Source organism: Flavobacterium sp. AC105 (genome assembly GCF_979258495.1).
Map to the genome: position 1 here is coordinate 5,437,604 of NZ_OZ409860.1, position 13,529 is coordinate 5,451,132.

7 protein-coding genes are annotated in these 13,529 nt (G+C 35.6%); 3 read left to right on the forward strand and 4 right to left on the reverse strand.

The window, feature by feature from the left end; translation table 11 throughout:
- Positions 1-63: 63 nt before the first annotated feature.
- Positions 64-3,420 (forward strand): Ig-like domain-containing protein, encoded by a 3,357-nt coding sequence (locus ACZ0AH_RS22605; RefSeq protein ID WP_463477980.1) that lies wholly within the window; start codon positions 64-66, stop codon positions 3,418-3,420.
- An 89-nt stretch (positions 3,421-3,509) separates the two neighbouring features.
- Here the strand turns inward: ACZ0AH_RS22605 and ACZ0AH_RS22610 are convergent, their stop codons facing one another.
- The 3 genes from ACZ0AH_RS22610 to ACZ0AH_RS22620 all read right to left on the reverse strand — a co-directional run bounded on the left by ACZ0AH_RS22610 (position 3,510) and on the right by ACZ0AH_RS22620 (position 8,232).
- The gene (locus ACZ0AH_RS22610; protein WP_463477981.1) at positions 3,510-4,064 is read right to left on the reverse strand and encodes a DUF5683 domain-containing protein; all 555 of its coding nucleotides are present in this window, start codon (positions 4,062-4,064) and stop codon (positions 3,510-3,512) included.
- A 183-nt stretch (positions 4,065-4,247) separates the two neighbouring features.
- Positions 4,248-7,613, reverse strand: a complete 3,366-nt coding sequence (gene mfd, locus ACZ0AH_RS22615) for a transcription-repair coupling factor (RefSeq protein WP_463477982.1) — start codon at positions 7,611-7,613, stop codon at positions 4,248-4,250.
- Entirely contained in the window at positions 7,606-8,232 is a 627-nt protein-coding gene (locus ACZ0AH_RS22620) for a hypothetical protein (RefSeq protein ID WP_463477983.1), read from the reverse strand. The genes mfd and ACZ0AH_RS22620 overlap by 8 nt, the downstream gene beginning before the upstream one ends.
- Before the next feature lie 293 nt (positions 8,233-8,525).
- Here ACZ0AH_RS22620 and ACZ0AH_RS22625 point away from each other — a divergent pair, with 293 nt between their 5' ends.
- Positions 8,526-9,464 carry an L-threonine 3-dehydrogenase gene (locus ACZ0AH_RS22625; protein WP_463477984.1) on the forward strand — a complete coding sequence of 313 codons (939 nt, stop codon included), beginning with the start codon at positions 8,526-8,528 and terminating at the stop codon, positions 9,462-9,464.
- A 106-nt stretch (positions 9,465-9,570) separates the two neighbouring features.
- Positions 9,571-11,334 (forward strand): DUF885 domain-containing protein, encoded by a 1,764-nt coding sequence (locus ACZ0AH_RS22630; RefSeq protein ID WP_463477985.1) that lies wholly within the window; start codon positions 9,571-9,573, stop codon positions 11,332-11,334.
- A 305-nt stretch (positions 11,335-11,639) separates the two neighbouring features.
- On the opposite strand, the gene ACZ0AH_RS22635 is transcribed toward ACZ0AH_RS22630, so the two are convergent.
- A complete protein-coding gene (locus ACZ0AH_RS22635; RefSeq protein ID WP_463477986.1) occupies positions 11,640-13,520 on the reverse strand; it encodes a M1 family metallopeptidase in 1,881 nt (626 codons plus the stop codon).
- Positions 13,521-13,529 lie beyond the last annotated feature (9 nt).

Genomic DNA, 13,529 nt, shown 5'->3' on the forward strand with positions numbered 1-13,529 from the left:
ACAATGCGAGTGAGAATGAATTTTAGTTAGAGATGCTGACAAGCATGCAAAAAAACCGAAATTATGGAAATTAAAATTACCACTAGATTATTTCTTTTCACGAAAGCACTAGTCTGTTTTCTATTATTATTTGCAAGTTCAGTGTATGCGCAAGATCCCGCTCAGTACGGAACGCCTTATACGGGAGTACCAGACCCAAGAGACGCCAATATTTATCAGGTACACATTCGTCCGCATAGTGCTTCCGGAACTTTAGCCGCAGTTACTTCTGATTTGGACCGAATCAAATCACTTGGTATCAACGTGCTTTATTTAATGCCTATTTATCCTTATGGAACCGATTCCAGAAGTTCAAATTCTCCTTATTGCATCAAAGATTATAAATCTGTAGGTTCTGAGTATGGATCGCTTACCGATATGCGTAATTTGGTAGCTGCTGCTCATACCAAAGGTATGGCTGTAATGCTGGACATTGCTGTAAACGGAACTTCCTGGGATCATCCCTGGACGGTATCTCATCCGGAATATTATCAAAGAACCGGAACAACAATTAATCAGTTGGCAAACTTTAGTGATATCGCCGCACTGGATCTTAACAATACGGCACTTCGTGCAGCAATGAAAGATGCGATGCGTTACTGGATTTTTGCAGCCAATATCGATGGATATCGTTGTGATTTTGCTAATAATCCTCCTATTGATTTCTGGACAGAAATTATCAGTAATTTAAGAGGTATCACTTCTCATAACTTATTAATGCTTGCCGAAGGAGATCGTTTACAAAATTTCCAAGCTGGATTTGATATGAATTTTGGTGATAAATGGTTTTATGATGCCTTGAAAAATGTTGCAGGCGGAGGTCCGGTTTCAACAAGATTCCAAACCACAAACGACATGGAATATACGTATGCAACAGGAAGTCAGCAAGAAGTGAGATGGACTGCCAATCATGACTCAGAAAACAACAGTGATACTGCTCCTTTTACCGTATTTAAAAGTAATGCCGGAGTTGTTGCAAATTTCTTAGTTTCAGGTTATATGAAAGGCGTTCCTTTTTTAACCAGCGGACAAGAAGTAGCCTTTAATCAGGTAATTCCATGGCCTTATACCAGTGTAAAAATCAACTGGAGCAATACAGCTGCTACGCCAGAATTTGCCAAAATACTTAACTTTAGAAATAGTAGTGCCGCCATTCGTCGTGGTACAATGACACCTTATGCAAGTGATGATATCTGTGCCTTTACAAAAACACTTGGAACAGAGAAAGTTATTGTCATGACCAATCTTAGAAATGCCAGTAAAACATTTGTGATTCCGGCAGCATTAGCAGGAACCTACAAAGATGCTTATACTGGTGCTACGGTAACTTTGGTTTCTGGCGCTACACAATCTTTTAATGCTTTTCAGTATATAGTTTTAACCAATACAAATGTGGCTACTGTAGCCGTTACAGGAGTTTCGGTTAGTCCAACAACAGCGACTGTTGGTTTAGGATCTACACAACAATTGAGTGCTACATTAGCTCCGGCAAATGCAACAAACCAAAACGTAACCTGGACATCAAGCAATACAGCCGTAGCAACTGTAAATGCATCCGGATTAGTTTCAGCAGTTTCAGCGGGTACAGCAACTATTACAGTTAAAACTGTTGACGGAAACAAAACAGCAACTTCGGCCATTACGGTTGCAGCAATTCCTGTTAGCTCAGTAAGTGTTTCGCCAACAACTGCAAGTTTGTATGCAGGAAACACACAACAACTTTCTGCTACAATTGCTCCGGCAAATGCTACAAACAAAACAGTAACCTGGAGTTCAAGTAATACAGCAATTGCAACTGTAAATTCATCTGGATTGGTAACAGCCGTTTCGGCAGGAACAGCAAATATTACTGTAACCACTCAGGATGGAAGCAAAACTGCAATTGCAGCAATTACGGTAAATCCAAATACTAATTTTACCGTTTATTTCTATAAACCATCAAATTGGGGAACCGGAATTAAAATCTATTATTGGAGTGCATTGCCAACAGGCGTTTTAGCAGATGCATCATGGCCGGGCGTAAACATGACCGATGCCGGAAATGGCTGGTACAGCTATACATTCACCAATGTAACCTCAACTAATTTAATCTTTAATGACGGAACAAGCCAATCTGCTGATTTAACCCGAAACAAAACAGGTTGGTACATGAACGCAACTTGGTACGATTCTAACCCGGGAACTGTTGTAGCGGTTACAGGAGTAACATTATCTCCAACAACGACAACCTTATTGGTGGGTGCAACACAACAATTAACGCCAACAGTTTCGCCTTCAACAGCGACAAATAAAACCGTTAGTTACAGTTCAAGCAATACTGCTGTAGCAACTGTAAATGCATCTGGATTAATTACAGCTGGAGCTGCTGGAACATCAACTATTACAGTAACAACTCAGGATGGAGCAAAAACTGCAACTTGTGCTGTAACGGTAAATGCTACAAACGTGGCAGTAACAAGTGTAAGTTTAAGTCCAACTTCGACATCATTATCTGTTGGAGGAACACAACAACTTACACCAACAATTCTTCCTGCAAATGCTACAAACAAATCTGTAACGTACAGTTCTAGCAATACGACTGTGGCAACTGTAAATACATCTGGTTTAGTTACAGCAGTAGCTAACGGAACTGCAACAATAACGGTAACAACCGTTAGCGGAAGCAAAACAAGTACAGCTTCTATTACAGTTTCGACTGCTACAGGAACATATTACACGATAAAAAACAGATGGACAGGCGCTTATTTATCTGATGCCGGTACAAATGTGGGTTACGGAACAACTGTTGCTAACAATAGTTATAAATGGCAAAAAATAGCCATCGATGCTACTTATTTTGTGCTTAAAAATGCTGCAACTGGTGAATTAATAAATATTGAAGGTCAAACCGGAAGTGTTCAGGCTAATATAACAGATACCACTTTTTGGAGTGCACAATGGTCTAGCGATTATATCGACGGAACCTGGACAAGATTAAGAAACAGATGGCAAACCGGAAATATTATTCATGTTGAAAATCAAACCGGATCTGCACAATACGGGAATTCTCAAGATGGCTGGTACAGTGCACAATGGCAATTGGAAACTACATCACTTGGAACAAGTAAATCTGCCCTAAAAATTGACGAAGCTTCAGAAACTGAAAACGTAATTGGTATTTATCCAAATCCTTCAACAGACAATGAATTTCATGTATTATTACCTGAATTAGCATCTGGAGATGTGGCTTCTATTACTGTTTCTGATATAAACGGAAGAACTGTTTTAACAGAAAAACTTTCAAGTTCAGGGCAAATTAATCATCATTTATCTTCTGGTATTTATATTGTAAACATTAATTCTACAGCTTTTAATGTGACAAAGAAACTGATTGTCAAGTAATTTTTTTGCCACGAATTAGCGCGAATTAATATTGCTTAAAAGTAAGGCCGGATGAAATTTCATCCGGCCTTTTATTTTATATTAGTTTTTTAAAATGAATAGTTAAGCGCAATAGCAAAATTATTTTCAGATGTTAAAGTATTTATATTTATTGAAGGTTTAAAAGCCAATTTTTCGCTTACATTAAATTGAGACAAAGAAGCATCGATATTGGCATCAATGATATTTAAAACATAAAAACCAACGATAAACAAAGCGGATAAATCTCTATTTCGTTGAAATTGTTTTTGGGCACTTAAAAGCTGAGTTTCACTTAATCTCGCCAAATATTCAGAATCACTTTTCCTGCCTTCAAGACGGTTTTTATATTCGTCTCTGTAGATATTATAGTTTTTTTGACTATCAATATAAAAATAAGCGCTGGTTCCTATTGCGCCATAAACTAAAGGAAGTTTCCAATATTTCTTATTATAAATTTGTCCTAAACCAGGAAAAATAGCCGAATAAAAAGCTGCTTTCGCGGGACGCAAAGGATCTATTGTTTCTGATTTTAGGGAATCATTTGAAACGATTTGTTTCTTTTCCTGAGCAAGAACTGAAGTTAATCCAAAAAATAAAAAGAGTATAATAAAGTAATAGTGCATAGAGAAGTTTGCGTTAAAATTTCTCTCAAAGAAAACTTATTAATTCTAAGGTTTTTCTTAAGTAAAAGATAAATAAAACTTAAGATTTTTTTGCCACTAATTTCACTAATTAGCACGAATTAAAATTTCGCATTACAATAAAATTTGCGAAAATTCGTGAAATTAGTGGCAACTTTTTTTCTTTTACTCCCCCAACATTTCCATTAATTCCAAAGCTCTTTTGGTTGATTTTACATTCTCAAAAGTCAGTAAAAGACGCAAACCATTTGGAGTTTCTTTTTCTTTCATCGTGCAAATATTACTATGTGTCTGCACAAATTTTATTACTTTATGAAAACGTTTCGATTGGTAATAATCAGACTGTTGATCCGAAACGAAATAACCTATCATTTTGCCTTTTTTCATGACCAGTTTCTCAATTCCTATATTGGTTGCAATCCATTTGATGCGAATACTATTCATCAAGGCATTGGCGCGCGGAGGCATTGGTCCGAAACGGTCAATTAGTTTATTTTGAAAGATAACCAGTTCTACTTCATTTTTCACAGAACCCAACTCGTTGTATAAACTCAGACGCTCTGTAACATTATTGATATATTCATCTGAGAATAACAACTCAAAATCAGTATCGATTTGTAAATCTTTTACGTATTCTTTCGTTTCAATATCGTTCTCTGCCGGGTATAAATCTTTGAATTCGTTTTCTTTTAATTCTTCAATCGCTTCATTCATGATTTTTTGGTACGTATCAAAACCAATTTCGTTTATGAAACCGCTTTGTTCGCCACCTAATAAATCCCCTGCACCACGAATTTCAAGATCTTTCATGGCAATGTTGAAACCACTTCCTAACTCGCTAAACTGTTCCAAAGCCTGAATACGTTTTCTGGCATCTTCGGTCATGGATGAATACGGCGGACAGATAAAATAACAGAATGCTTTTTTGTTGCTACGCCCTACTCTGCCTCGCATTTGATGTAAATCAGACAATCCGAAATTGTTCGCATTATTAATGAAAATAGTATTGGCATTTGGTACATCCAAACCGCTTTCGATGATTGTGGTTGCTACCAAAACATCAAAATCTCCGTTCATGAAACCTAACATTAATTCTTCGAGTTTAGCACCTTCCATTTGTCCGTGACCAATTCCAACTCTTGCATTTGGAACCAAACGCTGAATCATTCCGGCTACTTCTTTTATATTTTCGATTCGGTTATTGATAAAGAAAACTTGTCCGTTTCTTTGAATTTCATACGAAATCGCATCACGAATTATTTCTTCATTAAATCCAACTACATTTGTTTCTATCGGATAACGATTTGGCGGAGGCGTTGTAATTACAGATAAATCTCTTGCTGCCATCAACGAAAATTGTAACGTTCTCGGAATTGGCGTTGCCGTCAATGTCAGCGTATCGACATTTGCCGCAATTGTTTTTAGTTTGTCTTTTACGTTTACACCAAACTTTTGTTCCTCATCGACAATCAATAAACCAAGGTCTTTAAAAACCACATTTTTATTGACCAATTGATGTGTTCCAATGACGATATCAAGTTTTCCTTCGGCTAAATCTTTTAAGGTTTGTGCCTTTTGTTTTGCAGTTCTAAATCGGTTTAAATAGCCAATAGAAACCGGCATATCTTTTAATCGTTCCGTAAAAGTTCTGTAATGTTGGTATGCCAAAATAGTTGTAGGAACTAAAATCGCCACTTGCTTGCTATTGTCAACGGCTTTAAAAGCAGCACGAATGGCAACTTCCGTTTTTCCGAAACCTACGTCACCACAAACCAAACGATCCATTGGGCGATCGCTTTCCATATCGGCTTTTACTTCTTGTGTCGATTTGGTTTGATCCGGCGTATCTTCATAAATAAATGAACTTTCTAATTCGTTTTGCAAATAACTGTCCGGCGCAAACTGAAACCCTTTTTCCAATCGGCGTTTTGCATACAACTGAATCAGGTTGAAGGCAATATGTTTGACGCGCGCTTTGGTTTTTTGTTTTAAAATTTTCCAGGCGTTCGATCCTAATTTGTATATTTTGGGCGGCGTTCCGTCTTTTCCGTTGTATTTGGAGATTTTATGCAGCGAATGAATGCTTACATAAACGATATCATTATCGGCATAAACTAATTTTATAGCTTCCTGCGTTTTGCCTTCGACCTGAATTTTTTGCAAGCCGCCAAACTTCCCGATTCCGTGATCGATGTGCGTTACATAATCACCAACCGAAAGCGACGTTAATTCTTTAAGCGTAATATTCTGCTTTTTAGAATAACCATTTTTGATGTTGAATTTATGATAACGTTCAAAAATCTGGTGATCGGTATAAGCCGTAATCTGGTTTTCTTCGTCGATAAAACCTTGATAAAGTGGCAATACAATTGTATGATATTGTTTTCGAATATTCTCAGAATTGGCTTCGTCTAAAGTCTCGAAAATATCATGAAAACGTTTTGCCTGCGTTTCATTCGAACAGAACAAATAATTTTTGTATCCGTTAAAATGATTGTCGCTCAGATTATTCAGCAACAAATCAAATTGCTTGTTGAATGACGGTTGCGGCTGAATATGAAATTCAAATTTTTTGGTAGTTTTGAAAATAGGTTTTGAAGCCAATTCTACTACCGAAAAATCTAATGCTCGTTTAATAAACGAACTCTGATTTAAAAATAATTGTTCGGGAGTTGCGTGTTTTATTTCTCCCGAAAGTTTCGAAAATGCTTCTTCTGCCCTTGCAAATTGTTTGTCTAACTGACTAAAAAGTCCGTCGGTATTTTGAATAAAGATGACCGTTTTTTCGGAAATATAATCTAAGAAGCTTTCGCGATTTTCCTGAAATATCTTGTTCTCAACATTCGGGATAATCGTGATTTTTTTATGTGTTTCTACAGATAATTGTGTTTCTACATCAAAACTTCGGATACTATCTACTTCGTTACCAAAAAACTCAATTCGATACGGATGATCGTTTGAAAAGGAGAATACATCGACGATTCCTCCACGAACCGAAAATTCTCCGGGTTCTGTAATAAAATCAACTCTTTTAAACTCGTATTCAAACAAAACTTCATTGATAAAATCGATCGAAATTTTATCGTTCAAAGCGACTTTCAGTGTGTTTTTATCCAATTGCTGACGTGTCACCACTTTCTCAAAAAGTGCTTCAGGATACGTAACAATTATGGCTGGTTTTTTTCTGGAATTTATTCGGTTTAAAACCTCAGCGCGAAGCAAAACATTTGCATTATCGGTTTCATCAACCTGATACGGACGGCGAAATGATGCGGGATAAAATAAAACATCCTGTTCGCCAATCATTTGTTCCAGATCATTCAGGTAATAAGCTGCTTCTTCTTTATTGTCTAAAACAATCAAAAAAGGCAACTCACTTTTCCTGAAAACAGCGCGTATCACAAATGAAACTGCAGATCCTAACAAACCGTTAAGATGCATTTTTATCTGATTTTGTTCTAATAATTGTGTGGCAATCTGCTGATTTTTTGGCAGATTATCATACATAGTATATAAGGCGTTTTTACTCAATTTTTTGTCGATTTTGATCCATATTTGGTGCTGGAAGCGGAACTGTTTTCGAATTCGGAATCGCACGCGTTGTATCTAACATTCTCAGGAAATCTTCTTCTCCTTCTTCTTTTGGTATTTTACTTCTTTCGACAACTTTATCCATTTGTCTTTCCAGAGAAATGATTTCTTTGTTGATTTCTCCAATTAAAAACGTCACTTTTTCGTCAGGAATCTGATTCAGATGAATAAACAAATCCATCATTTTCACTTTTGTAATCAAAATTGAAATTCGGCTTTTTATCGCAGGAATATTAAATTCTACAGGAATATTATCGTTTAATGCCAAAGCTTTTTTTGAAATCACAGTCGATTTTTTCTGAAATGCTCCAATAGTTTTTCTTGGTTTATCGCCAATTTCCTTTAAAAACTCACGCCATTCATTCCATGTTGCTACTTTTTGTTCGGCAACTTCATTAATAGGTTCGTCTATAAATGTCCAGGATTTATTAATATTACTGAAGATTTTTTCCTTCTTTTTCGCTTCTTTTTCGTTTTCAGCAAGACGTTTTTCATCTTGATTCTGACATGAATTCAACACAAAAATTAAAAGCAAAAAAAGAGATATTTTATATTTCATTTGGTAAAACATTAAGCTACAAAGTTACAAAGTAAATTTACAATTACGAATTCTGATTTTCATTACAAAACGTAAACTTTAACTACTATTTAATAGCCACGAATTCACGAATTTTATGTTTTACTAATTAAGCCCGAAGAAAGAAAATTCGTGAATTCATGGCTAATGCGTGTGAGCATGTACAGCGAATAATCCAAAAAAGCATCTTTATCATTATTAAATTTACAATTTGTCGCTCTAAAAAGTGAAAATATTTGCGAAAACGTTATATTTGCAACACTAAATCTAAACAAATGAATCCAAAAATATTGATCATTGGCGCTTGCGGTCAAATTGGGACAGAACTGACTCAAAAACTGCGTAAGTTATACGGAACAGAAAATGTAATTGCTTCTGATATTCGAAAATTAAATACTGACGTTGTTAATTCCGGTCCTTTTGAAGTGGTCAATGCTTTAGATTTCAATCAAATAGAACATCTTGTTGAAGTACATCAAATTACGGATATTTATTTGATGGCGGCACTTTTATCGGCTACAGCCGAAAAAAATCCTGCATTTGCCTGGGATCTGAATATGAATTCATTGTTTCACGTTTTGAATCTGGCTAAAGCCAAAAAAATAAAAAAGATATTCTGGCCTTCAAGCATTGCCGTTTTTGGACCAACAACTCCAAAAGAAGATACGCCTCAATATACTATTATGGAGCCTTCTACGGTTTACGGAATTAGTAAACAAGCGGGAGAAAGATGGTGCGAATACTATCATAATATTTATGGAGTAGATGTTCGAAGCATCCGTTATCCTGGTTTAATTAGCTGGTCTACACCTCCTGGCGGCGGAACTACGGATTATGCTGTTGATATTTTCTATAAGGCTATTGCCGATAAAAAATATGAGTGCTTTTTATCATCAGAAACTAAAATGCCAATGATGTATATGGATGATGCGATTGAAGCAACTATTAATATTATGAAAGCTCCGGCTGAAAACATCAAAATACATTCTTCATACAATTTAGCAGCGATGAGTTTTACGCCAACTGAAATTGCTAATGAAATTAAAAAACATATTCCTGAATTTACGATTACTTATGAGCCTGATTTCCGTCAGAAAATTGCAGATAGCTGGCCAGCAAGTATTGATGATTCTGAAGCGAGAAAAGATTGGGGATGGAAACATACTTTTGATCTTGAATCGATGACAAAAGACATGTTGGAACATTTGAAATAATAGCACTACAATTACTGTTTTTGGTTTGAAATTTTGTTATTTTTGATATTGATGTCTTACTGAATATCACTTCGTTAATGCCCTTAAATTTCAAACCAAAAACGATATGAAAAACCCCTTTATTTTTTCTTTTGCCTTACTTTTTGTTCTTTTTAGCTGTAACAAAAAACAAGACAATACTGATACTTCTTCCGGATCCGGCGATGAAGCTTTTCTAAATTTATCCGAAAAATATATTACTGAAAGTCTTGAGTGGAATCCGCAAATGGGGGTTTACCTGGGATTACACGAATATGACGGCAAACTAGGTCATTACAGTAAAACCGATCTTGACAAACGAGTTGCTGCCCTGAAAAAATTCGATCAGGAATTTGCTGCAATTGATTCTTCGGCGTTAAGCAAAAAAACATATTACGACTGGAAAATCATTAAATCAAATGCTAAAAATGAATTATACAGCATTGAAGATTTAAGGGTTTACACCAAAAATCCAATGGCTTATGCGGGAATGATTGATGTTAATATTTATATTCAACGCAATTTTGCTCCTATTGAACAACAGATAAAATCGATTATCGCAATTGAAAAAGAAGCGCCAAGGTTGTTTAAGGAAGCTAAAGAAACTTTGCAGGATTCTCTTGCATTACCACATATTAATTTGGCGATTGACATTGCAAGAGGTTCGGCTTCGTTTTTAGGAAACGATCTTTTGATAGCTTTAAAAGATGTCAAAAATGACAGTTTAATGAAGGCTTTTAACGAGACAAATAAAAAAGCAATTGTCGCCATTAACGATTATGCTTCTTATTTAGAAAAAGAAAAATTACCTAAAGCCAACAACAAATATGCAATTGGAGTAGAAAATTATAAAAAAATGCTGCTGTATCAGGAAGAAATTAAATTATCTCCTGACGCGATTTTAGCGATTGGTTTGAAAGAATTGAAAAAGGAACAGGAATCTTTTAACAATGCTGCAAAAATCATTGATCCGAATAAAAAACCGGTTGATGTTTATAATGACATGCAAAAAGAACATCCAACAGCTGCAGATTTGATTCCGCACGCAAAAAAGAATATTGAAGCAATTCGTCAATACGTAATCGATCATAAAATTACAACAATGCCATCTGAAGTGCGTGTTAAAATTCAGGAAACTCCGGCTTATGCAAGAGCAACAAGTACGGCTTCAATGGATTCACCAGGTCCTTTTGAAACAAAAGCAACTCAGGCTTTTTATTATATTACGCCTGTAGACCCAAAATGGACTGCAAAGCAACAGGAAGAATGGCTGGCTCAATTTAATTATTATACTACTGATATTGTTTCGATTCACGAAGCTTATCCCGGACATTACACTCAGTTTTTACATTCGAATGCGGCTAAAACTTCTAAAATTCAAAAGGTATTTATGAGTTATGCGTATGTAGAAGGCTGGGCACATTATACGGAAAAAATGATGATTGACGAAGGATATGGAAATACCGGAGATCCTATTAAAGCTGCAAAATATCGTCTGGCACAATCCGGAGACGCTCTTTTGCGCATTTGCCGTTTGTGCGTATCGATTAAAACGCATTGCCATGGAATGACTGTTGATGAAGCGACTAAATTTTTTATGGATAATTGGTATCAGGGCGACAAACCTTCGCGACAAGAAGCCATGCGCGGTACTTATGATCCGGGTTATTTGTTTTATACTTTAGGGAAACTGCAAATTTTAAAACTCCGCGAAGATTATAAAAAACAAGAAGGAAGCGATTATAGTCTGCAGAAATTTAATGACGCGATGCTTGATAACGGAACGCCGCCTATCCAGATTTTAAGAGAAATATTATTGAAAGATGAAAAAACCTGGGGTGCTATTTTATAGAATTTCAAGGTCAATTTTTTTTTAAAACTAAGTTAGATTAATGCTCCAGCGGAGCATCATATTTATAGTCAGGAATAGGATTTAAAAACAAGCTCCAGCGGAGCGATATCCTATTTTATATCGACTACAAAAGATACCACCCCGATGGGGTTCTGTCAAACAATAGGATTTGTGTTTCTATAAATATGTTGTCCCGCTGGGACTTAAATATTAAGATCAATTGAAATCAGATTTACAAATAAAAATCCCGTTTAAAATCTTATGAAAAGAAATTAAACGGGACTTTTATGTTTTAAAACGAAGGATTATTTCACTTCATAGACATTATTGGCAGCTTTAATATCAGCCATTAATCCGCTTGGATCAATCGTGATTTTTTTGATCGCCGTTTTGTTTTTGTCTATTGTAAAACTGTAATTTGATTGTGCCCAGGCCCAGTCTTCCAGAACAGTTCTTTTTACATTAGGATTAGGATTTGGTTTAATGAAATTCATCATTCTTAACGGAATGTAGAAACTTTCAGAAGTTCCGTCTGTGTATTCAACTGTTAAATCTATTGGCATAGGCATTCTTCCAATTCTTTCTAAACTCACCGTTGTTTTACCTGAATTATCTACAACATCTTTAATTCCGTAATCAATTGTATTTCCTGTTTCAGCCCAATCAACCAAATACCAATCTAATTCAGCGCCAGAAACTCTTTCAGCTGTTCTTTTGATATCGTTTGGAGAAGGGTGCTTGAATTTAAAATCATTGTAATATCTTTTTAAAGTTGCATTTACATTCTCTTTTCCAATTACATATTCTAATTGCGATAAAAAGATGCTTCCTTTTACATAAGATGAAATACTGTATGGTCTGTTTTCATCATAACGATCACCATGAGTTGTTTGTGGCTGTTCTTTTCCTGAATTAACCAATTGATAATAAGCTTTGTAATTTCCTGTAAAAGGATTCTCTACTTTTTTATCTCCTTTTAATTCATTGAGAGCCATGTCTTCGATGTAGGTTGTAAAACCTTCATCCATCCATGGATGTTTTGATTCGTTTGAAGCCAGAACATGCTGAAACCAAGAATGTCCCATTTCGTGCGTTGCCGTTCCCAAAATTCCTTCAAGAGTTCCGCTTCCTAACATTAAAGTACACATTGCATACTCCATTCCGCCGTCTCCACCCTGAATAAATGAATATTGTTTGTACGGATATGCACCAACTTTATGATTGTAAAAATCCATTACTTTCACCATTAAAGGTTCTAATTGTTTCCAATTTGCAGTCGTTTTTGGATCATTTTTATAGAAAAAATGCAAGTCAACATCATTTGGACCTTTTACAATATCATGTGTATATTGTTTGTCTGCAGCCCATGTAAAATCGTGTACCATTGGCGCAATAAAATGCCATGTTAATGTTTTTGCTTTTTTTGGATAAACTACCGTTACACCAGCATCTTCATAACCATGACCAATTTGGTTTTTATCTTGTAAATATCCTGAACCGCCAAGTGTATAATCTTTGTCGATTGTAATTTTTACATCAAAATTACCCCAAACACCGTGAAATTCTCTTGCAATATAGGGATCAGCGTGCCAGCCTTCAAAATCAAATTCGGCTAATTTAGGATACCATTGTGACATAGAAAGTTCAACCCCTTCAGAATTATTACGTCCTGAACGACGAATCTGAACTGGAACTTGTCCGTCAAAATCTAACGTAAAAGTAGTTTTTGAGTTGGGTAAAATTGGCTTAGCCAAAGTAACTTCCAAAATTGTTCCAGAGGTTCTGGTTTGAGCCGTTACACCATCTTGTTTAAGATTTGTAATTTTAAGAAATCCTATTTCGTTAGGTTTTAACGTTTCAATTCGGCTTTGTTTTACATCCTTACCATCGGCACCTTTTACTTTATTGACCATTCTTCCGTCAGGATCTTTTATAGAATGTAAACGTGCATCCATTTCGCTTCCTGGCTGAAAAGCATTTGGATATAAATGATAAAAAACTTTTCTTAAGGTATCAGGAGAATTATTAGTATAAACCAATTCCTGTTTTCCTTTGTATTGATAATTTTTTACATCCATCGATACTTCCATTTTGTAATCGACATGTTGTTGCCAATAAGGAGCATTTTGTGCCATTGCTGAGTTTAAACCGAAACTCAAAAAAGATAGTAAGATAATTTTTCGCATGATTGTTTT

Bases quoted from the DNA above. Each gene is read 5' to 3' on its own strand.
- ACZ0AH_RS22605 (WP_463477980.1), top strand. From the start codon at position 64: ATGGAAATTAAAATTACCACTAGATTATTTCTTTTCACGAAAGCACTA.
- ACZ0AH_RS22610 (WP_463477981.1), bottom strand. From the start codon at position 4,064: ATGCACTATTACTTTATTATACTCTTTTTATTTTTTGGATTAACTTCA.
- ACZ0AH_RS22620 (WP_463477983.1), bottom strand. From the start codon at position 8,232: ATGAAATATAAAATATCTCTTTTTTTGCTTTTAATTTTTGTGTTGAAT.
- ACZ0AH_RS22625 (WP_463477984.1), top strand. From the start codon at position 8,526: ATGAATCCAAAAATATTGATCATTGGCGCTTGCGGTCAAATTGGGACA.
- ACZ0AH_RS22630 (WP_463477985.1), top strand. From the start codon at position 9,571: ATGAAAAACCCCTTTATTTTTTCTTTTGCCTTACTTTTTGTTCTTTTT.
- ACZ0AH_RS22635 (WP_463477986.1), bottom strand. From the start codon at position 13,520: ATGCGAAAAATTATCTTACTATCTTTTTTGAGTTTCGGTTTAAACTCA.